Here is an 18,947-nt window from a genome sequence, read left to right on the forward strand (position 1 = left end):
TGTAGGAATTTATTTTATAAAGGAGATGCACTAGATGGCAGAACAAACTCTTGCAGAAGCTGCTACCCATGAGCAGCTAGCCGATATAAAAAATAAAATTATGGAACAGAAAGAGAAGTTTACAGAGAACCTTCGACTCGAAGAAAATAATGAATTTCCTTATCATGATAAAAACAGTTCGGAAAAAATGAAAGAATGGAGAAAAGGTTTAGTGCAAGTTTATGCGGATTCTCTCGTCTTGAAGGAGGAGAAGGCTTTTTCTCATGTGTCCGAATGGGGAAATGAAATGGCTGCATATTTAATCTCCATCGATATGCCACTGGATTTTGCGGTTAGAGAGATTCGTTATTATCGTAATTTAATAGGAGAAGTCATAAAACAAGAAAGTAAGCGAAAGCATTTTTCACTTGATCTGTTTTTTTATGTCCTATCTTCCTTTGGTTCTGTTGTAGACCAAGTAGTTCATATCATAACACTAGCTTACATTAAAATAGAGAATGAACGAAAACAAGCCAATGAAATCGTATTAGATGAATTAACCATACCTGTTATAAAGATTAAGAAGGGAATTGGTGTCCTCCCTTTAATTGGAGAGGTGGACACAAGAAGAGCACAAATACTAATGGAGAGATCATTATCAGAAAGCTCTTCGTTAGCGCTTGATTATTTGATTATTGATATATCTGGGGTCCCTGTAGTGGATACAATGGTTGCAGATAAAATATTAAAAGTTATAAAAGCACTGGAATTAGCGGGAGTAGAGGTTAAAATAAGTGGCGTCCGACCAGAAGTAGCTCAAACAATGACAGACCTGGGTGTAGATTTTAAAGGATTCCCAACCTTCTCCACTTTAGACCGTGCGTTTAAAAATATTGAGTTTTCATAGAAGTTACCGATAGTAAAATGCTGTAGTTATAAGTAAAAATGAATGTTCATACTAAGTATTTTTATTTGAAAGGTAAGTAGTAGTGTTACGCTATGCTTGCCTTTTTTACTTTTTTATTATGCAACAGTGCCCACTTATCTAAAAAATAGTGCTACTTTTTAAAAAAAGGATTGAGTTAGTTCGATTAATTTGAAATAATTGGTAATAGGATAAGGGAATCATTCTTATTGAGGGAGTAAGTAATCGTGAAAAAAACATATAATGGTATTATTATTTTAATTTTAATCGTAAATGTAGTTATGGGAATTGTCCTGTTTCAGCAAAGTGTTAAATTAACTAAGTTTGAACTAATTCTTACCACTATTGACGCAAAAATGGAGGACTTAGATGACGCTCATGAAGAAGATATAGTTGCACGCTTGGAAGAGATTTTAAACGAAAAATGAGCTGTGTATGGTTAAGGAAAAGGATCTTACAAAGAATAGATTAGGACAGATAAGGGGTTGTTTAAATGTTTAGCTTCCCAGCAATTTCAGAAATCAGATTTACTAAATTAATCATTCATTCTATTTTTACTAGCGTTGCTTTGACGCTTTTAACGCTTCTTATCAAGGACTTAATCGGCTTGGTACTAGGACATCCAATTGAAAAGGATGTCAGCTATATATCCACCATACTTTTTGTTGTTTGGTTCGTGTTTGCTATACACAATGAGAGATATCAGAAGCAGAGATAAAATAATAGAAATAAAAAGGTAGGTATTAAGTGAACATTGCAGTAGCATTTTTTAGGTTTATTTTTTTAGTTTTTCCTACATAAATTTATCTAGATTGTCTCTTAAAGACCGCAAAAGAAAATTCTCTGAAGCTACCGGGAAGTATAGTAAAGGACTATTTAGAAGCTAAAGCCGATACGATATAAACCTAACATCTCCCAACCAGCTTGTTAATTACCGGTAAAATGGTACGATAAGAAAAACAAACTTTCGATTTGGAGGTGTGCAAGCAATTACAAGATAATATAGTGAGAGAGTTAAAGGATTTTTCGATTGGTTTGCCGAAAGTAATGAAGTACGACAACGATAAAGAAATAAAGACTGGAATTTGTAAGCAAGCAACGGATGAAGCATTCTTACAAAAGGGGGGCTTCCATGGGGATGATGTTGCAGACTTGCGGTATCATGGCGGACCTGATCGCGCTGTGTGTGTATACCCCTTTGAACACTATGCGCGTTGGGAAAAGGAATTTGGAAAGTCCTTGCCTCAAGCAAATTTTGGTGAAAATGTCACTGCTACAAATATGCTTGAAAAAGATGTACATTTAGGGGATGTTTTTCGTATTGGAGAGGCAGTCATACAAATTACTCAAAGCAGAATTCCATGCAGTACAATTACGAAAAGAACGAATAATCCTTCACTACTAAAGAGAATGATACAAACAGGTTTTACCGGCTATTTATGCCGGGTTTTAGAAGAAGGCATTGTGCGTCAGGATTCTCGAATTACTTTATTGGAGTCTCATCCAAAACAGGTATCTGTTCTTTATGAGAATGAGATTTACTTCCGGGCCAAAAGAATGTGGAAGGAATGAGAAAGGTTTTAGCCGTAGAGGAGTTGGCGACAGAGTTAAAAGAAACCTTAGAAAGCCGATTAAGTAAGCTTGTCCATCTCTAAGAATATACGAATGGTTTAATTTACATACCGGGAAGGACTCACCGGGCCTACATTTGAATAAAAAGAGCTCTTGATTTTGTATTGTATGATATTTAACTGACCAAAGAGGCGACTAAGAATAAATATTTCTCATTCAAAGGAGGAGTTTCTTTGAAGATTTGCACTGAAAGATTAATAATTAGGCCATTTGAAAGTAATGATATAGATGATGTATTTAATATTTACAATAACAATAATACATGTAAATACCTTTTGCATGATAAGTGGACAGACGAAAATCTTGAGAAAGAGTTTAATAAGAAGTTAGAACTAAAGTAATTGGTGATCTATCAGTATGGTACACCGATATGAAGGATACTGTTGAAATTGGTTTCAGTTTTTTAAATACAGTGTCAGGTAAAGGCTATGCAACTGAAGCCACAAGAAGTTTAGTCGAAAATCTATTCAATGAAATTAATGTTCATCGCATACAAGCTAACCTTGATGCTAGAAACGAAGCGTCAAAAAAATTATGTGAGCGTATAGGTATGAGAAAAGAAGCTCATTTTATACAAGATTTTTGGAATAAAGGGGAATGGACAGATAGCATTGTGTATGGGATGTTGCTTTCAGATTTAAATAAATGATATGTTAAATAACGTCAATAATAACAATTGCCCAAAAATTGGACACACTTTTTAATTAAATAAGTTCACGAGGATCAGACAATTTGGTAGATATTATTGAGATAAGAAGGGATACATATGCCTGTATGTGAGGACTGTAACTATAAATGGACGTATGGTCAAACAACCATAGAACATCTTAGGCTTAGGAAAGGGATGAGATGTCCCAATTGTCATGAAAAACAATACTCTACTAAAAAGAGCCAGGCAATAGACGTGATCATAAGTTTAGTTCTTATTTTTACATTAGTGACTGTTAAAAATATGGATCAGCCATCACTCGTTAACATTTTTTATATGCAGTGGGAATCTTTACGGTACAGCAACTCGTTCGCCCTTTCATCACTTCTCTTTCTAATACAAAAACCACGTTGTAAGAGTGGGCATGGCAGGATAGAGGAGTCCTGCTATTTCGTTGCAGTGCTTCAAAAAGGTGTTTATTATATGTTAAGTCTGGTTTTTCTGACCATATGTTTCATTATTGGGATCCAGCTTCTTTCTTTGATTTTTAAAGAAATCGGGAAGAAAATTCTGTTGGCACTCTTAGTTATTCTTATTAATATTGGCTTGTTTTTCTATAGCTTCATTGTTGGAGGTTTTGGCGGAATGGGGTTCTTCGCAGTGAGTGTCTCGTTATTTATTGCTTCGATGATTGTTACAATAGCTATGGTAGTTTTATATAAAATTAGAACCGGAGATTCTTAGCATAAAACTGGAGCGTTCACATGAATTGGTATTATATAATCAACAATAATTCAGATAGAAGTGAGGAAGAAAGTGGAAAAGTTCATAAAGGTTATTTTAAAAATTAGCTTTATATTTTATTTAATTGCATTGGTCATACTGTTGTTTATAGGTAACAGAGGTTATTTGTATACAGACCTAACGCTTTTGGAATATATGAAAACCTCTTCAAATTTTGTTCCGTTTAAAACGATTAATACATATCTTACGGCGATTGTTGATAACAGTATGAATAGGAATATACCGATTAAAAATCTTGTTGGTAACTTATTTATGTTTTTGCCAATGGGTATTTACCTGCCATTTTTTATTAGAAAAATAACAGGATTAGGTAGATTTATACTTTCCATGATTGTTTTGTTATTTTTTATTGAAGTGATTCAACTAGTAACAAGAAGAGGAAGCTTTGATATTGATGATTTTATCCTTAATATCATTGGAGCTTTAATTGGCTTTGCAATTTGGAGGACGAAATATATTCAAAAACTACTAAACTAGCATTGGATTAATCTAAATAATCGGATTTAAGAGGCAAAATGTAAAGGGGAAGCGTATGGAGAATTGGTTAACAGATATTATGAGCGAATTTGGTTATATGGGGATTATGTTTCTAATCGCCCTTGAAAATATTTTCCCGCCAATTCCGTCTGAGGTAATATTGACGTTTGGTGGCTTTATGACAATCGCATCTAAATTGAGTGTGATTGGTGTAATTATCTCAGCAACAGCGGGTTCAGTTGTAGGAGCTATTGTACTATACATTATTGGTTTACAACTTGATGTCGCAAAGCTTGAAAAGATTGTCGACAGATGGGGGCATGTGCTGCGATTAACAAAAAAGGATATCCATAAGGCTGATGGCTGGTTTGATACATATGGCCCCTGGACAGTCTTTTTCTGTCGATTCGTTCCTTTAATACGAAGTTTGATTTCCATTCCTGCTGGGATGTCAAACATGAATGTTGGCCTGTTTCTTTTATTTACAACGCTAGGCACCTTGATTTGGAATATTGTTCTTGTGAATTTAGGTGCGTCGCTAGGTAATTCTTGGGAAGTGGTCGTAGAGTATATGGAAATCTACTCAAAAGTGATTTACGTTACATTACTTTTACTCGTTGCTGTTTTATTGTACCTATTTATAAAAAGAAGAAGGTAAGGCTAGTTAGTGAAACTTTTTCTGGGGAATTTCGTAAGTATTTTTAAAGGGCTATATTTGGTGATGAACAATTGCTAAAATAGCCCTACTTTATATATCTGGCTGAATCTTTGCTATGTACATAAGACAAAGCAAGCTATACACAAGCTAAATTATCTGATTGTTTAAAATGTTAAATGTTAAACGGTATCTGAATGTGAGGATTTAAAAGAACACTTTAATATCTAATCAACCTGAAGGGGGAAGGTTTGTATATGGGTGGAAAATTAATTTCAACTTTTGTATTACTAATCCTGTTATTCTCCGTTGGCTGCTCTGGTCAGAAGGTGATAAATGTTCAGGGAGAAAGCCAAAATTGGAGCTCCAGAATAGCGTATGAAATAGGTGAACACGAACAAATAGGAAAGGGGAAAATGGAATACACTGGCAGTGAGCAACTGAAGAGTCTATCTTATGAAATCAATTATCCCGAAACATTTAGTGTTGGAGGATCTGGAGATAGAAGTAATATAAAAGAAGATGAGACCACTTTCCAATTAACAATTAGTCTGCCTGATGACAATGTTGATATGTTACCTGATAAAGTCGGGGATATATTAATTACAGTGATGTGGGAAACTATTGCAGGTGAGAGTTTTGAAGAAACCATTGAATTTTCTAGTGAGTAATCAGTTCAGTTTCATTAAGTAATGTTTGTAAGTAACAAGCTTTGAGTTGTAAGCGACTGCCAATTCCTTTTTATAGGGAATGAAAGGAGGACGATATAAATATGACTATTACTAATCCAGCAGGCTTTCAAAACAGATTTTTAGCAAGAGTTTTAGATTTAATGATTATTTTTATTGGTGTTGGAATTATTTCGTATTTCATCTATGGGAAATTCTATGATCCTGACACCATGAAGCCAATTGATTATACGGGACTGATTTATGGTATTTTATTACCGGTGGTTTGGTATGGATACACTCTAGGTAGAAGAATGGCAGGCAATCGTATTGTAAGGGTGGACGGAAAAAGCGTGGGCATTGGTACAATGCTATTAAGGGATGTTTTGGGTGGTGTCATTTACACATTGACATTGGGAATAGGATTAATTATAAGTGCGTTTATGATCGGTATTAGAGAGGATAAGCGTACAATTCATGATTTAATTGCACAGACTTATGTAACAACAGAGCCACCTAAAAAGCGCCAATAATAAAAGCCTCAGAAAAGAATAGCCAGAGGAGGGATACATTGGAAGACCAATATTTTGTGGGTTGGGGAACGCTTATGCTTATTAATGCTGGGTTGGCACAAGGTAAAAATAGATCGGGTTTGAATTGGTTTTTCATTTCTTTATTGCTAGGTCCATTAGCGACACTTATATTAGTGACCTTGGAAAAGTTGCCAGAAGAAGAGTAATAGATAGGAAGAAGTTTACTATTGAAACGCATGTATACATAACGATTCGCACATAGAGAGGTTTTTACATGGAGCGGAGAAATAAACAGCCGACGGTGCTGAAAAAGTTAGCAATAATTGTAGCTTTGTTTATTATCGTCTATTCAGGAGTCATGCTTCTAAAATATCTGACGGGTGACAAGTTAACTTGGTTAAGCACCTTTGTGATGATGTTTTCTATTACAACTATATACTTTATTTTAAGAAGCACGAAAAGGAGGTAGGAGAATAACACGCAAGTTATTTTATAGTTTCACTGAATATAATTTCAGAGAAATTCACACTAGGGAGATGTCTTATTGAAAATAGAAATAAGCAATATTAAATCAGAAACAGAGAGATTGATAATACGGCCACTTCAAAACCAGGATTATGAACGCTGGATGGAAGGTTTTCGAAAAAGACTACCTTCCCAGCATAAATACGATGGAAATAAAATGGACATGCGTGGTTGGACGCCGCGAAAGTTTAGTGAAGATGTAGTCGCCAAGCTTCAACGATTAGCTGATCGAGATGAGGCATATGTGTTTGGTGTCTTTCGAAAAACTGATCAGAAGCATATTGGTAAGGTTGAGTTAAGTACCATTATGAGAGACGAATTCCAATGGGGACTTCTTGGTTACACCATTCATAACCAATATTGGAGAAACGGCTATGGTAAGGAAGCAGTTAAAGAAGCATTGAGTCTTGCATTTAAAGATCTCCATTTTCACCGCATAGAAGCACATATAAATATTGATAACAAACCGTCCATTAAATTAGCGGAATGTGCAGGAATGAAATTTGAATGTGTTAGAAAAGGATTTATCTATGAATTCGAGGAGTGGACAGACAACCTGGTTTATTTTATGAATGCACAGTAAGCAGGGTCTTGTAGATGGTGTTTTATGGATTAAGGAGGTTATACATATGAAATTAATAGTGTCTATTTTAGTAAGCACACTTCTGGGCCTTATTTTATTTATGCTGGGATTACCGGGCGGGATTATTGCATTTGGAATTATCGCCGGTTGTCTATTTTATTTGATTTATTTACTGCTCAGCTTGAAGGAGCAATTGGATAGTATAGCCAATCATTTTCATATAAAAGAAGAGGAGGAAGGAGATAATATTAGTAACGAAGAAATTGAGAGAGAATTAGAGAGTAAGTGGGAGTAATAATTTTGGGGCAATCCGAATGGGAATGTTCTGTTTTACAGGGAGTTCTTATATTTTGTAGAAAAAGGTGAATGATATGAGTGATAAATGGTTGGAATGGGCGAAACGGATTCAGTCCCTCTCTCAAGCTGGATTAACTTTTTCAAAGGATGTATATGATATCGAGAGGTATGAAGAATTAAGAGAGATCAGTGCCGAAATTATGGAAGAGTATACAGACCTGAAAATGGAAAAGATTAAAGAACTATTTACAAATGAAACAGGCTACCAAACTCCTAAAGTGGATATTCGCGGGGCTGTTTTTAAGGATAATAAAATTTTGCTAGTAAAGGAAAAAGTAGATAATAAATGGTCATTGCCTGGTGGATTTTGTGATGTAGGTATTTCACCAGCTGAAAATGTAGTGAAAGAAATAAAGGAAGAGTCAGGCTATGAAACACGAGCGAGGAAATTAGTTGCTTTACTGGATATGAATAAACATGCCCACCCGGCTCAACCTTATCATTATTACAAAATTTTTATGCAGTGTGAATTAGCTGGAGGTAAAGCAGAAACAGGAATAGAAACAAAAGATGTAAGATTCTTTGCCGAAGACGACCTGCCAACTCTTTCAACAGGTAGAAATACAGAAAAGCAGATTAAGATGCTGTTTGAATTTGCGAAGGACCCAAACAAAGCAGCTGTGTTTGATTAGGAAGAGAGATGAGTCTGTGCTTTGCTTTTTTTTAATAAAGAAGTATTGGGGGGATGATTATGCAACAAAAACCAAACCAGTTATGGCGCATCTTTTATTTTTATGGGGGATTCTACCTTTTTCTACAGGTTGGATATATACTTTTTATCCATCTTATGCATTCAACGTACAATGTAGTTAGTATAAGTTTTATTATGCTCCCATTTATTGCTTTCCTTTTATTTCAGTGGTCTTTATGGAAGAAAACAGAGCCCAACAGAAGATGGAAGCAAAAAAGTATCTTTGCGGGAATTACACTCATTGGAAGTGCTCCAGTTCTAATCTGTATGATCATGCTCGGTGTTAATGAAGGTGAGACGCACTTCACCTCTAAAAAATGGATGCAGAACGACACGGGAAAAAGAGTATACATGGTGGACGATTTATTAACTGATCATGAGATCGATGGAAAAACAAGGGAAGAAGTTGTCGCTCTTCTAGGGAAACCAACTATTACAGAGTACTTTAAAAATGATAATAATATCGTTTATCATCTTGGAAACGAGCGAGGGCTCATTTCTATTGATAGTGAATGGTTAGTCATTGATTTTGATAAAGAAGATAAAGTGAAAAAATATGCTGTAGTAACGGATTAATTAAGATGAAAGCTAATGATGTTTAAGTCTGTTAAAAAGGAGGGATTTTCAAGTGCCAATCATTTTGTCTGTTATTTTAGTTATTGCTCTATTAATTTCTTTTAATTATCTGATTCACAAGAGAAAGAAAAATGGTATTACCGGTTGGAAGACGCTGCTCACACCTATAAGCTTCTATCTTATTGCAATTACAAATTTGCTCGCTTATTGGTTCAATTTTATGGGGATAGTGAATTGGACGCTCACCGTTATCTTCCTCATGCTAGGTGCTTATTTCACAAAATATATGCCTGTGGCTGCCGAAAGATAGGGAAGTTGCTGGGAGGCTGACTCGGATGGGGGAGTCGGTGTCTCGGTTGGAGCTCACTGTGTCGCGGATAGAGGGGCCGGTGTCTCGAATAGGATAGCCTGAGTCTCGGTTAGAACCTATTTTGTCGCGGTTGGTAAAGTCGTTGTCTCGGGTGGGGTTCGCCATGTCTCGGTTAGCCGTTATTTTGTCGCGGTTGCTGGATAGACTGTCTCGTTTGGGGGATATGTCGAGGTATGAGCTTCGCATGTCTCGGTTCACTATTAATCTATGAAGAGAGTGAGAAAATAATGGAATATGTTGAATTTGATTGGTGGAAGTTTATTCTATTCATGATTTTAATCGGGTTATTCCTCGCTGGTATTGATAGACTCATGCGGAAAGTCTTTAAAGTAGAGAAGCGAAAGAGTTTTTCTCATAATCATTTAAATGAACAACATAAAAAATGGGATTGGACTCTCCGTATTGTTTTTTTTAGTCTAATGAGCGTCTCATTTTTTATATATGTGAACCGTGACATGAGTGAGTTCTGGTATTTGGCGCCATGGACGTTTATATTTTTACTAATTTTTCTCTCTGAGGGTCTGCGGGCATTTATGGAGTGGAAGTATGCAAGTAACCGAAAGCAATATATGTACACAATCAGCATGATAGGGGTTTATATTATCTTCTTGGTTGCGGTACTAATAATAATAAATAGTAAAGGCTTTGAGGTATGGCTTTATTAGTCAGTTTAGGAAAAGGGGAAGCAAATGCTTAAATCCAAAGAGGATATTGTACATTTATTGAATTCAGATAGAGAAGTGATGGAAATACTGCAGGTGGTAAAGACATTAAATTTACCGGATTGGTGGGTTTGTGCTGGCTACATTCGAGCAAAAATTTGGGATGCATTAAGTGGGTATGATGAACCAACACGTACCGCGGATGTAGATGTTATTTATTTTAATCCAAACCAGTTGGATGAGCAGATAGAAAAGCAGCTGGAGGAAAAATTAATTAGTTTGATGCCCCATATTCCTTGGTCGGTTAAAAATGAAGCAAGAATGCATGTGGTGAATCAAATCCCAGCCTATACTTCTGCTGAGGATGCTATTTCTAAATTTCCTGAAACAGTAACGGCACTGGGACTGAAGCTGGATCAGGAAAATGAGGTTGTCTTGGCTGCCCCCTGGGGCTCACTGACTTACTGAAGATGGAAGTAAACCCAACTCCATATTTTCTAGAGACAAAAGAGCGTATGGCTATTTATGAGAAAAGAGTACAAGAAAAGGACTGGAAAGCTATTTGGCCGGGAGTTAGAGTACACTTATCTCGGTAAGGTGGCTTTTTTTATGTTCTTTTAAAAATAGACTGCCTATTTCTGTTTATTTATTTTGGGACTCTTTTTCTTTTCTAATTATTAGCTTTCTCTCATGTGTTAGATTCTGGTAAACTAATAGGATACGACACTCCAATTTCATCATAGAGCTATTATATTTTCATAATTCAGGAGGACATAACGTGAAGAATTTTATAAAACAGGTGCCGGGATTTCGGTCTGATACGACATGGAGGAAAGTGCTTGCAAGCATTGGATATATTTTTTTACTGTTGGGCGTATTGCCTGTAGTGTTCCAAGGGACATTTGTTGATACATTATGGAATGGTGCACAGGTTATTACGATGATTGCTTTTTTAGGAGCAGTGATCGCGTTATTTAAAGGTAATGTAAAGTTTCTACATATCGTAAATCGCAAGGTAGCAATTCTGGTGCTCGTCGTTTCTCTTATTACCGCAGGAGCAATGCCTTTTCCTGCTGGTAGTGAACAGGCTGAGGTTCAGGAGCAGGAGACTGATCAAGCAGAAAATAACGAACTGGAAGCGGAAAAAGCTGCTGAGAAAGAAATAGCAAACCTAGAACAGAAAGAAAAACCTACATCCGAGCAAGATACAGCACAGCACCAGGAGAAGGAAGCATCTAAAGAAAAGCAGTCAGTGAAGCAAGAAAACAAATCTGCAGCAGAGGAGAAAGAACAGTCAGCTAAGAAGACGGCAACACCACAGGAACAAGCAGATCACGGGCCAGACGCTCAGGTGACGAGAGTGGTTGATGGGGATACGGTTAAAATAAATTTGAATGGACACGAAGAAACAGTGCGTCTTTTACTAGTAGATACACCGGAAACCAAACATCCATCCAAGCCAGTACAACCATTTGGCCCCGAGGCGAGCAGCTTTGCCAAGCAAGAGCTTTCTGGTAAGCAAATCGAAGTAGAGTACGATGGGCCGAAGCGGGATAAATATGGTCGGTCTTTAGCTTACATTTGGGTGGACGGGAAAATGTTCAATCAAATGCTGCTGGAGGAAGGTCTGGCAAGGCTTGCTTATGTATATGACCCACCATATACACATTATCAAGAATATATGAAGGCACAAAACAGAGCTAAAAATAAAGAAAAAGGGATATGGTCGCGTGATGGCTATGTCCGTGATGATGGCTTTTATTATGGAAGAGGCACAGAAAAAGATTCTTCTGGGAATAATAATAGCAGTTCTACAGAGGAAAAAGCGTCTGAAAATGAAGCCAATGAGGGAGAAAAAGGTTCTTCTTCAAGTACTTTGAAATATGATCCAAACGGACCAGACCGAGATTGTGGAGATTTTGATACACAGCAACAAGCGCAAGATTTCTTTGAAGCAGCAGGCGGACCAGCAAAAGATCCGCATCGCTTAGATGGTCGAGATGGGGATGGAATGGTGTGTGAAAGCTTACCGTAAGCCTTTTTAATGTGGTAGCTTTAATGAAACAGCAGATGGAATGGGTTGCTTTTCGGGGCACAATAGGCATAGACGATTAAGCCACGTGCCTTCGTATACCGACACCCTTTATCAAATCCCAATAAAATAGGCCAAACCAAACGGAAGTAAAAATAGAATTCCTGCACATGCTGCTAAAATGCCAGTAGCAGTTCTCGAAAGCTTTTCCCGGCCTTTTCCTTTATACCATCCGGAGAATTGCAGTTTATTTCTGTACAATATAAATAGAAGCACATAAATAGCCAAACCAGCCATCCACCCGTATAATTCGGTCGCTTCATTTATGGAGTAAACGTTTTTAATTATTTCCCAGCTTAATCCACCAAGCAAGCCAAAAATAAGGATAATACGTAAAAGTTCCAACAAAACGCGCATATAAATCCTCCCCTTTAGAACAGTTATTAACACAGTAAAGGATGTATCAAATACTATTCCTTAATATGTTATATTTTACCACAAGGTGAAGGGGGGAAGAGGTTGGGACATAACTAAATAACGCTTTTTTAAGATTGAACATTCTAAAGTGTGGGCCTCCCGCTCCGGAAAAACGCTTCGCTTTCCGTGGGCGCTGCTAAGCCTCCTCATGCTACGCACTCCGGGGTCTTACCTAGGCTTTTCTCCCACAGGAGTCTGCGCGTTTTTCCTCCGCTAATATGTTAAAAAAATCCGAACCATGATTCAGTAGTAGTACGAATCGGTTCGGATTTTCAATGTATAATAGTTTCTTGTCACGACCTCTTTTTACATCAGATGATTAGTAGTTTTCCCCTCTCATCGACTCTTCTTGTGTACGATGGATTGTGCCGAATGGATGCTCAGGTGGGGCGTATATTGTATACAGCTTTAGTGGTATGTTTCCTGTATTTATTAGATTATGCCATTTCCCGGCAGGCACCATAATAGCATAATCCTCAGTAACCTGTCGTTGAAAATTCAAGTTGCTTTCTGTGTTGCCCATTTGAACAACGCCTTGCCCTTCCTCAATTCGTAAAAACTGATCTACATCTGGATGGACTTCTAATCCTACATCGCCGCCCACAGGAATACTCATCACAGTTACCTGTAAGTTATCTCCAGTCCAAATTGCAGTGCGGAAGTTATTATTCCTCTTTGCTGCCTCCTCAATATTAATTACATACGGTTGTTTTCCATAATCCTTTAAGCGTGTTTCCTCTAATGGTAAGTGGTCATTTGGTACGAATGGTGCATAACCGTGTGGATAGGCAGGATAGCCGTATTGTCTGGTGTAATCAATTGGTAGATTAGTATAGTTCATATATGGACATGTGTAATAATAATGATGCATATTATCATCCCTTCACAATTTTCATCACCCTATTTTATGCAGAAGGGAGGGCAAATGTACCAAGCATCACTTTCATATTAGCCGATGCCTAAAAAACTTAGACCAATACCGAGACCCAGTGCTGTCAGAAGAAAGCATGGGATCGAAAGGATTATTTTTACTTTTGTTGATAGGGACTGCATTTTCTGAAATAAAAGTATTAATAGATAGAATAATACCCCCAAGAGAAAAAAGGTCATAATGCCAGCAATGATATCGATTACTGAAAATGGTGCACCGATATATGCTCCTAGAAAGAACTGAACAAGAATAATACCACTAAAAATGACGGCTTCAAAAAATAAAAAGGTGATATAGCGCATCTTCCAACCTCCGATCTAAACTACTATATTATACAATGAAAACGGATGCGGAAGAGAAACGGAATAATTTATACTAGACCAAAAGCAGAAAAAAAGAGACAAAATATAAAAGGAGTAACTAGAATGAGAAAAGTACAAGTATGTTCATATAACCCAGCATGGGCAGACAGGTTTAATGAAGAAGCAGTTAAACTTCAACAAATTTTCGGAGATCTGCTACAGCATATCTATCATATCGGCAGTACTTCAGTACCTGGTTTAAAAGCCAAGCCTATTATCGATATCATGCCTGTAGTAAAAGATATTGAAAAGGTAGATTCATATAATGAGGGAATGCAGCGTATTGGATATGAGCCGATGGGAGAATACGGCATACCGAGGCGCCGGTTTTTTCGTAAAGGAGGAGAAGACCGAACTCATCATGTTCACATTTTTGAAATCGATAGCCCCGAAGCGATAAGGCATCTGGCATTCAGAGATTACTTGCGAGTAAATCCGGCTATAAGCGAAAGCTATGGAAATCTTAAGCAGCACTTGGCAACACAATTTCCCACTGATATGGAAAGGTATATAGAGGGGAAAAATGATTTTGTAAAAGAAATAGAAGCAAAAGCAGTAAAATGGTACAAAGAATCCAATTAGAATTATTAGGACTTTCTTACTAAATGCACTTCTAGAATTACATTTTTTCTCTAAAAAGAGGTACTTTTTCACCTTAGAAAAATTTCCCATTTTACGTATAATAATAGTATCTGAGAAAAAATGTATGCATATTTATACCTAATTGCACGGATGGGGGCAGAAATAAATGAGTATTCTTTTATGGATTAGCAGCCAAATTTTAAGTTTGCAGGGTTCCGTCCATTTGCTTGAACAGCGAATAGAGGAAAGAAAAAAGGATCTTGCTCGGCTACAGCAAACAGCAACAAAGTTAGCGGCTTGTAAAAGTGATTTTGTGGATAAGAAGAGCTTGTGCATGCAACCCGAGCTGGGTACAACCACATGGCACGGGGAATTGGCGACAGCTTTTGATAACTTTCGTAAAGAGCAGCTCCATGTCAGCTATATGGCTATACCGAATGAACAGATGAGCGCAACAATGGGAGAACTACAGCGTGAAATGAAGGCCATTGAGGAGGAAATCGCCGGATGGGAGCGGACAGTTTCTTCTTTGCAGACAAATATTGATGCTTTATTTGAGCAGAAGAGAGAGGAGTTAACGAAGGAATGAGCACAGAAATAAAGTTAGCCAGCGCTCCCGTTGAAAAAGCGCTTGAGGAATTAAAAACATCTATTCAAGGATTTGAAGTATCGTTTGCGGAAATGAAAGGCGACAATTCACTTGAAATGGTAGATAAATTAGAAGAGATGAAGAAAACATTTGGAGAACTTGTCACATCCTATCAAACACTCTTACTCGATAATGCTCAAGCAACTGTTCAAGCTGTGGAAAACCTGAAGGAAACGGATGAATCTGTAGCTACATCCATTCACCAAAAGTAGTGTAGGGCAAAGGGGGGAGCTTACTTGAAAGTATTGGATGTGGAAAGTCTCAAGAATAATATTACAACATCAACTAAACAAATAGATGCCTTTCAGGACAAGATCACAGGGCTACAAAAAGCAGTTCGTGGCATTGTATCCCTGGAGGATTCTCTAAAAGGTACGGGTGGGGAAGCAATTCGAGGGTTTTATGATGACTGTCATCACTTTTATAGCAAGAGCTACGTCCAGCTCCAGTGCCCAGCGACTAGCGCAACTTCCTTCCTCTTCGTACGATAAGGCAACATCGATTCACTCCGTTCATCGTGTTTTCTTTATCTCCTCCGAGTCAGTCCAGTTCGTACGTCGCTAATCAGGGCACTTCCACTTTTGATGATATGTACCAATTTTTAGCTGATCTCGAAAAAACGATGGAACAAATGCAGCAAAGTGTACAAACATTTGAATCATCTTCCGAAGGCTATATAAAGCAAGAATACCTGGAAAATGATGTGGAAGAGGGATTGGGTAAGGTGAAGCGGGTAGCTGAAGGTCTTAGTGACGAGGCAAATACAGCACTGGTCGCGGTCATTCAGTTAGTAAGACCCCCATGAATTTTGATAGGATAGAGGGATCAGTAGAGTATCAGCAGCTAGCTGAACAAAATAAGCTCTCTGTCCAAGAGGAAGAAGCCATATCTAAGTATTTAAAGAATTTGGATGAAAAAGATGTCATCTTCAACGCTGACGATGTTAAACAACCTGATTACGGACCAATTACGTTTTGGGACAAACGTAAAGTAGTTGGAGTAGGAAGTGAGGGTTTATATATGGTATATATGGCTATTGTTAAAAGGTTAGACCCGCATATTGAGGAAGAAGTGACGATTGAGATCGATGGTGTTGAATTTACAGGATTCTCTTTTATTTGTCCGTATAAAATTGAAGTAGGAAAAAGTTATCCTGTATCAATAGGGTTTACTATCTTAAATGAGTTAATGATAAGTGAAATCCAAGGAGAAAAGAAAGAAATAGAACGTATTGGTTGGGGTTATGAATATTATATAAGGGGTTTATTACAAGAGGATACAATTGATGCAGGAATAATTTTTAATGACGAAGATGAGTATTTCTCTGATTACCCTGAATTGATGGATAAGCATGTTGAAATAAAAGTTGACAGAATAAGTATCGAGTTTATAAAGACAACTACTGAGAAAAGGTGAACAAGGTTTAACTTATTAATTATTAATACTCAGAATAGTTATATAGCTAACTGTAAGACACTTGATTGCCATTATGGGAATCAAGTGTTTTTTATGAGTTTTAGAGAATATAAAAATGCTCTTGATTGCCTTTATGCCTTACAAGGTTTTTGTTTTAATAAAGAAAATTAAATCAACATAAATTTGGTAGACAGATCAATTAAAATTGTTAAAATAAGTCAAGGAATTAAATACAGAAAATATTAAAATGTTTGTTTTTGGACGTAGATATAAGGAATCAACAAAACCGTTGCTAATCAGTTTAAGTAACGTATTATAAAAAGAAAATCGTTGAAGGGAATGCACAAATGAGAATTGATCAAAAACTAAGCAGAAAACAATTACCCCTACAATTTAGAAAGCAACTGTTAGTTCAAGAGGAAGATATAGAGAATGAAACAGATGATTTAAACATGTATGATTACCTTGGTGTGCTTTATCCCGAGGGATATATTGATCAGGAACATTCCTATGTGTTCAACCATGCAGACATTTCGGAAGTAATATTCGAAGGTTACAAAAATGAAGAGGAAGAAGCGTTTCAGGAAGTTTTAAAGCAAGCCTAGGAATGAAAGCCGGAAGTGATTCTTCATCCAGGCTGCATTTAGACTGAGTATCAATCGTTTATATAGTAGGACTTTTATTCTATTTATAAATGATTTTACCGTTTTTACAGAAAAATTCCTTCATTTGTCGTAAAATAAAGATGGAAGGAGTTTTTGAATTGGAATTAATATACATACCCATCATTATTTTATTAATTGGACTTAGTCTGTTCTTGTTTTTTAGGCAGAAAAAACAATATAAAATATTTAAAGAAGAAATTGAAAGAAACCACTCAGAAACTGCTGCAACAATTCAAGAGGCGAATGAATCCCATAAGACAGAATATGAGAAATTAGAAAGTAGCTTATATCAGCATTACAATGATGAAATTAAAAGAATAAATGATAATTTTGTTCAGAAATTAAATGATAAAGATAGATATATAGAAACACTCCAGGAATTTTCGATTACTCGAGGCGAAGTAGAAACACACAATCTTTTACAGGAATTAAAGTATGAGTTGGTTGGAGAAGGAGTAATCACGTACAATGAAATGATTATCGGAGGCAATTTGTTTGTGCCGATATGGGAAGACGGAAATTTATATACAAGGCAAATTGATCACTTGGTAATCCTGCCGACGGGTGTTTACGTAATCGAAACGAAGCACTGGGCGGGGACAGTATTACATGGTGTAACTAAAAATAACCAAAACGATGAAACTCTTTCTATTTTATTGGATAACATGTTTTCAAGCTATGAACTAAAGAAAGAACAAACCGTTATCATTAAAAAGATGTTAAACAAAAATAGAAAGGTCGATGGAAGAAGCCAGCTTGAATTAAGGCTATTGTCATATGGTAATCCAGCTGCTCAAGTGATGAGAACCGCATTGGAATTAAGGAAGCTTCTTCTGAAGGAAAATAAGAAATACAATTTTGTGACGCCGATTGTATATTATAGTTATTCATCTGACGAGGAAAATAAAGTAATTAATTACTCGGAAAATCAAAATGTAAATGTGTGTATTGAAAAAGAAGAATTAGCTGCATATTTCAAGAATCAACTAGCTGAGGAGAACACGCTTCTCACAGCATCTGATTTAGAAAATATTTATCGGATTTTGAAAGCAAAAAATAATATTGATAGATAGGCCATTAAGGTATGGATAACTTTAATGGCTTATTTTTTGTCCTGGCATCGAGTTAGAGAGCCCGCATCCAAATGAGAGACCCACGCCTGATATGAGAGACCCACCCGGCCAAATGAGAGAGTCGAGCCCCAGATGAGAGAGCCACGCATTCAAATGAGAGAGTCACGCACCCAAATGAGAGAGCCACGCACCCAAATGAGAGAACCGCCCATCCAAATGAGAGAGCCACGTACACCCAGCAGCTCCTCCAATCTTCCACTATAAAATGACATACTCCACAAAAAAATGTATAATGAAGGCAGTTACAATTTTATTCATAGGGTGCAGGTGATTTCTGTTTAGAAATCGTAAAAGGGAAGTTGATGAGAAGCCAACGCGGTCCCGCCACTGTATTTGCGAGCTAGCTGTGTGTTACCACTGTACGTTAGTATGGGAAGGGGCACAGCGAGTGTTGACCATAAGCCAGGAGACCTGCCTGCAACCCCGATGCACCACAGCCTACGAGGAATAGGAGGGTGTAAAGGAACAGGTATGCATGTTATTAAAATCCTTTTCTTTTACCATTCATCTTCATTTCCTGGAGATGTTTTTTTCATTTCCTAGGAAATAATGACTGGGTAGATAAGCCGTTTATGGGGGGTCCCCCGGTAGAAAAGATAGTTTGCACGTTCACA

At 37.0% G+C, this 18,947-nt stretch carries 27 protein-coding genes, 4 pseudogenes and 1 riboswitch; of the genes and pseudogenes, 28 read left to right on the forward strand and 3 right to left on the reverse strand.

Annotation, left to right across the window (positions count from 1 at the left end; all coding sequences use genetic code 11):
* Positions 1–34 precede the first annotated feature (34 nt).
* From X953_RS05675 to X953_RS19040, 20 genes and pseudogenes are all read left to right on the forward strand, one after another.
* A complete protein-coding gene (locus X953_RS05675) occupies positions 35–886 on the forward strand; it encodes an STAS domain-containing protein (protein WP_052350053.1) in 852 nt (283 codons plus the stop codon).
* Between the two features lie 245 nt (positions 887–1,131).
* On the forward strand, positions 1,132–1,332 hold the full coding sequence (locus X953_RS05680; RefSeq protein ID WP_040954727.1) for a hypothetical protein: 201 nt from the start codon (positions 1,132–1,134) through the stop codon (positions 1,330–1,332).
* Between the two features lie 65 nt (positions 1,333–1,397).
* A complete protein-coding gene (locus tag X953_RS05685) occupies positions 1,398–1,622 on the forward strand; it encodes a hypothetical protein (RefSeq protein WP_040954728.1) in 225 nt (74 codons plus the stop codon).
* Positions 1,623–1,951: 329 nt separating this feature from the next.
* Positions 1,952–2,559: pseudogene (locus X953_RS05690) on the forward strand (MOSC domain-containing protein).
* Positions 2,560–2,709: 150 nt separating this feature from the next.
* Positions 2,710–3,185 (forward strand): annotated as a pseudogene (locus X953_RS05695) (GNAT family N-acetyltransferase).
* Positions 3,186–3,302: 117 nt separating this feature from the next.
* Positions 3,303–3,512: pseudogene (locus X953_RS20475) on the forward strand (TIGR04104 family putative zinc finger protein); the annotation flags it as partial.
* A gap of 156 nt (positions 3,513–3,668) precedes the next feature.
* The gene (locus X953_RS20195) at positions 3,669–3,929 is read left to right on the forward strand and encodes a hypothetical protein (protein WP_232217776.1); all 261 of its coding nucleotides are present in this window, start codon (positions 3,669–3,671) and stop codon (positions 3,927–3,929) included.
* A 72-nt stretch (positions 3,930–4,001) separates the two neighbouring features.
* Positions 4,002–4,466, forward strand: coding sequence for a VanZ family protein (locus X953_RS05705; protein WP_040954730.1), 465 nt, complete (start codon positions 4,002–4,004; stop codon positions 4,464–4,466).
* A gap of 55 nt (positions 4,467–4,521) precedes the next feature.
* Complete coding sequence (locus X953_RS05710) at positions 4,522–5,124, forward strand: DedA family protein (RefSeq protein ID WP_040954731.1); 603 nt, start codon at positions 4,522–4,524, stop codon at positions 5,122–5,124.
* Between the two features lie 254 nt (positions 5,125–5,378).
* Positions 5,379–5,792 (forward strand): hypothetical protein, encoded by a 414-nt coding sequence (locus X953_RS05715; protein ID WP_040954732.1) that lies wholly within the window; start codon positions 5,379–5,381, stop codon positions 5,790–5,792.
* 101 nt (positions 5,793–5,893) lie between these two features.
* Positions 5,894–6,322 (forward strand): RDD family protein, encoded by a 429-nt coding sequence (locus X953_RS05720; RefSeq protein ID WP_040954733.1) that lies wholly within the window; start codon positions 5,894–5,896, stop codon positions 6,320–6,322.
* 38 nt (positions 6,323–6,360) lie between these two features.
* Complete coding sequence (locus tag X953_RS20005; RefSeq protein WP_198023317.1) at positions 6,361–6,528, forward strand: hypothetical protein; 168 nt, start codon at positions 6,361–6,363, stop codon at positions 6,526–6,528.
* 338 nt (positions 6,529–6,866) lie between these two features.
* Positions 6,867–7,430 (forward strand): GNAT family N-acetyltransferase, encoded by a 564-nt coding sequence (locus tag X953_RS05730; protein ID WP_198023318.1) that lies wholly within the window; start codon positions 6,867–6,869, stop codon positions 7,428–7,430.
* Positions 7,431–7,476: 46 nt separating this feature from the next.
* Entirely contained in the window at positions 7,477–7,725 is a 249-nt protein-coding gene (locus tag X953_RS05735; protein ID WP_156958452.1) for a hypothetical protein, read from the forward strand.
* Between the two features lie 76 nt (positions 7,726–7,801).
* Positions 7,802–8,419, forward strand: a complete 618-nt coding sequence (locus tag X953_RS05740) for an NUDIX hydrolase (protein WP_040954736.1) — start codon at positions 7,802–7,804, stop codon at positions 8,417–8,419.
* 59 nt (positions 8,420–8,478) lie between these two features.
* Positions 8,479–9,054 (forward strand): outer membrane protein assembly factor BamE, encoded by a 576-nt coding sequence (gene bamE, locus X953_RS05745; protein ID WP_052350054.1) that lies wholly within the window; start codon positions 8,479–8,481, stop codon positions 9,052–9,054.
* Positions 9,055–9,106: 52 nt separating this feature from the next.
* A complete protein-coding gene (locus X953_RS05750) occupies positions 9,107–9,364 on the forward strand; it encodes a hypothetical protein (RefSeq protein ID WP_040954737.1) in 258 nt (85 codons plus the stop codon).
* Between the two features lie 233 nt (positions 9,365–9,597).
* Complete coding sequence (locus X953_RS05755; RefSeq protein WP_052350055.1) at positions 9,598–10,089, forward strand: DUF4181 domain-containing protein; 492 nt, start codon at positions 9,598–9,600, stop codon at positions 10,087–10,089.
* A gap of 24 nt (positions 10,090–10,113) precedes the next feature.
* Positions 10,114–10,682, forward strand: a pseudogene (locus X953_RS05760) (nucleotidyltransferase family protein).
* Between the two features lie 182 nt (positions 10,683–10,864).
* Positions 10,865–12,121 carry a thermonuclease family protein gene (locus tag X953_RS19040; protein WP_052350056.1) on the forward strand — a complete coding sequence of 419 codons (1,257 nt, stop codon included), beginning with the start codon at positions 10,865–10,867 and terminating at the stop codon, positions 12,119–12,121.
* 111 nt (positions 12,122–12,232) lie between these two features.
* Here X953_RS19040 and X953_RS05770 read toward each other — a convergent pair whose 3' ends face one another.
* The 3 genes from X953_RS05770 to X953_RS05780 form a co-directional block, all read right to left on the reverse strand.
* The gene (locus X953_RS05770; protein WP_040954738.1) at positions 12,233–12,535 is read right to left on the reverse strand and encodes a hypothetical protein; all 303 of its coding nucleotides are present in this window, start codon (positions 12,533–12,535) and stop codon (positions 12,233–12,235) included.
* Positions 12,536–12,914: 379 nt separating this feature from the next.
* Positions 12,915–13,466 carry a cupin domain-containing protein gene (locus X953_RS05775; RefSeq protein ID WP_040954739.1) on the reverse strand — a complete coding sequence of 184 codons (552 nt, stop codon included), beginning with the start codon at positions 13,464–13,466 and terminating at the stop codon, positions 12,915–12,917.
* A 77-nt stretch (positions 13,467–13,543) separates the two neighbouring features.
* Positions 13,544–13,828 carry a hypothetical protein gene (locus X953_RS05780; protein ID WP_040954740.1) on the reverse strand — a complete coding sequence of 95 codons (285 nt, stop codon included), beginning with the start codon at positions 13,826–13,828 and terminating at the stop codon, positions 13,544–13,546.
* 123 nt (positions 13,829–13,951) lie between these two features.
* Between X953_RS05780 and X953_RS05785 the strand changes: the two genes are divergently transcribed.
* From X953_RS05785 to X953_RS05820, 8 genes are all read left to right on the forward strand, one after another.
* Positions 13,952–14,470, forward strand: coding sequence for a GrpB family protein (locus X953_RS05785; RefSeq protein WP_040954741.1), 519 nt, complete (start codon positions 13,952–13,954; stop codon positions 14,468–14,470).
* Between the two features lie 166 nt (positions 14,471–14,636).
* The gene (locus X953_RS05790; protein ID WP_040954742.1) at positions 14,637–15,059 is read left to right on the forward strand and encodes a DUF5082 family protein; all 423 of its coding nucleotides are present in this window, start codon (positions 14,637–14,639) and stop codon (positions 15,057–15,059) included.
* The gene (locus X953_RS05795) at positions 15,056–15,331 is read left to right on the forward strand and encodes a YwqI/YxiC family protein (RefSeq protein WP_040954743.1); all 276 of its coding nucleotides are present in this window, start codon (positions 15,056–15,058) and stop codon (positions 15,329–15,331) included. Before X953_RS05790 ends, X953_RS05795 begins: the two co-directional genes overlap by 4 nt.
* 24 nt (positions 15,332–15,355) lie before the next feature.
* The gene (locus tag X953_RS05800; RefSeq protein WP_052350057.1) at positions 15,356–15,610 is read left to right on the forward strand and encodes a T7SS effector LXG polymorphic toxin; all 255 of its coding nucleotides are present in this window, start codon (positions 15,356–15,358) and stop codon (positions 15,608–15,610) included.
* A gap of 98 nt (positions 15,611–15,708) precedes the next feature.
* Complete coding sequence (locus X953_RS05805) at positions 15,709–15,924, forward strand: T7SS effector LXG polymorphic toxin (RefSeq protein ID WP_040954744.1); 216 nt, start codon at positions 15,709–15,711, stop codon at positions 15,922–15,924.
* Positions 15,925–16,139: 215 nt separating this feature from the next.
* Positions 16,140–16,535: a hypothetical protein gene (locus X953_RS05810; RefSeq protein ID WP_040956993.1), complete on the forward strand. Its 396-nt coding sequence runs from the start codon at positions 16,140–16,142 to the stop codon at positions 16,533–16,535.
* A 347-nt stretch (positions 16,536–16,882) separates the two neighbouring features.
* Positions 16,883–17,140 carry a DUF4176 domain-containing protein gene (locus X953_RS05815; protein ID WP_040954745.1) on the forward strand — a complete coding sequence of 86 codons (258 nt, stop codon included), beginning with the start codon at positions 16,883–16,885 and terminating at the stop codon, positions 17,138–17,140.
* A 158-nt stretch (positions 17,141–17,298) separates the two neighbouring features.
* Positions 17,299–18,273 (forward strand): nuclease-related domain-containing protein, encoded by a 975-nt coding sequence (locus X953_RS05820; RefSeq protein ID WP_040954746.1) that lies wholly within the window; start codon positions 17,299–17,301, stop codon positions 18,271–18,273.
* A gap of 308 nt (positions 18,274–18,581) precedes the next feature.
* A riboswitch (cobalamin riboswitch) is annotated at positions 18,582–18,767 on the forward strand.
* The last annotated feature ends 180 nt before the right edge of the window (positions 18,768–18,947 follow it).

It is taken from the genome of Virgibacillus sp. SK37 (assembly GCF_000725285.1).
Taxonomy (GTDB): domain Bacteria; phylum Bacillota; class Bacilli; order Bacillales; family Amphibacillaceae; genus Virgibacillus_Q.

Excerpts from the sequence above, each read along its gene's own strand:
- X953_RS05675 (WP_052350053.1), top strand. The coding sequence starts at position 35 with ATGGCAGAACAAACTCTTGCAGAAGCTGCTACCCATGAGCAGCTAGCC.
- X953_RS05735 (WP_156958452.1), top strand. The coding sequence starts at position 7,477 with ATGAAATTAATAGTGTCTATTTTAGTAAGCACACTTCTGGGCCTTATT.
- X953_RS05775 (WP_040954739.1), bottom strand. The coding sequence starts at position 13,466 with ATGCATCATTATTATTACACATGTCCATATATGAACTATACTAATCTA.
- X953_RS05755 (WP_052350055.1), top strand. The coding sequence starts at position 9,598 with ATGAGCTTCGCATGTCTCGGTTCACTATTAATCTATGAAGAGAGTGAG.
- X953_RS05805 (WP_040954744.1), top strand. The coding sequence starts at position 15,709 with ATGTACCAATTTTTAGCTGATCTCGAAAAAACGATGGAACAAATGCAG.
- X953_RS05790 (WP_040954742.1), top strand. The coding sequence starts at position 14,637 with ATGAGTATTCTTTTATGGATTAGCAGCCAAATTTTAAGTTTGCAGGGT.
- X953_RS05785 (WP_040954741.1), top strand. The coding sequence starts at position 13,952 with ATGAGAAAAGTACAAGTATGTTCATATAACCCAGCATGGGCAGACAGG.
- X953_RS05685 (WP_040954728.1), top strand. The coding sequence starts at position 1,398 with ATGTTTAGCTTCCCAGCAATTTCAGAAATCAGATTTACTAAATTAATC.
- X953_RS20195 (WP_232217776.1), top strand. The coding sequence starts at position 3,669 with ATGTTAAGTCTGGTTTTTCTGACCATATGTTTCATTATTGGGATCCAG.
- X953_RS05770 (WP_040954738.1), bottom strand. The coding sequence starts at position 12,535 with ATGCGCGTTTTGTTGGAACTTTTACGTATTATCCTTATTTTTGGCTTG.
- X953_RS05810 (WP_040956993.1), top strand. The coding sequence starts at position 16,140 with ATGGTATATATGGCTATTGTTAAAAGGTTAGACCCGCATATTGAGGAA.
- X953_RS05815 (WP_040954745.1), top strand. The coding sequence starts at position 16,883 with ATGAGAATTGATCAAAAACTAAGCAGAAAACAATTACCCCTACAATTT.
- X953_RS05710 (WP_040954731.1), top strand. The coding sequence starts at position 4,522 with ATGGAGAATTGGTTAACAGATATTATGAGCGAATTTGGTTATATGGGG.
- X953_RS05795 (WP_040954743.1), top strand. The coding sequence starts at position 15,056 with ATGAGCACAGAAATAAAGTTAGCCAGCGCTCCCGTTGAAAAAGCGCTT.
- X953_RS05740 (WP_040954736.1), top strand. The coding sequence starts at position 7,802 with ATGAGTGATAAATGGTTGGAATGGGCGAAACGGATTCAGTCCCTCTCT.
- X953_RS05715 (WP_040954732.1), top strand. The coding sequence starts at position 5,379 with ATGGGTGGAAAATTAATTTCAACTTTTGTATTACTAATCCTGTTATTC.
- X953_RS05780 (WP_040954740.1), bottom strand. The coding sequence starts at position 13,828 with ATGCGCTATATCACCTTTTTATTTTTTGAAGCCGTCATTTTTAGTGGT.
- X953_RS05720 (WP_040954733.1), top strand. The coding sequence starts at position 5,894 with ATGACTATTACTAATCCAGCAGGCTTTCAAAACAGATTTTTAGCAAGA.
- bamE (WP_052350054.1), top strand. The coding sequence starts at position 8,479 with ATGCAACAAAAACCAAACCAGTTATGGCGCATCTTTTATTTTTATGGG.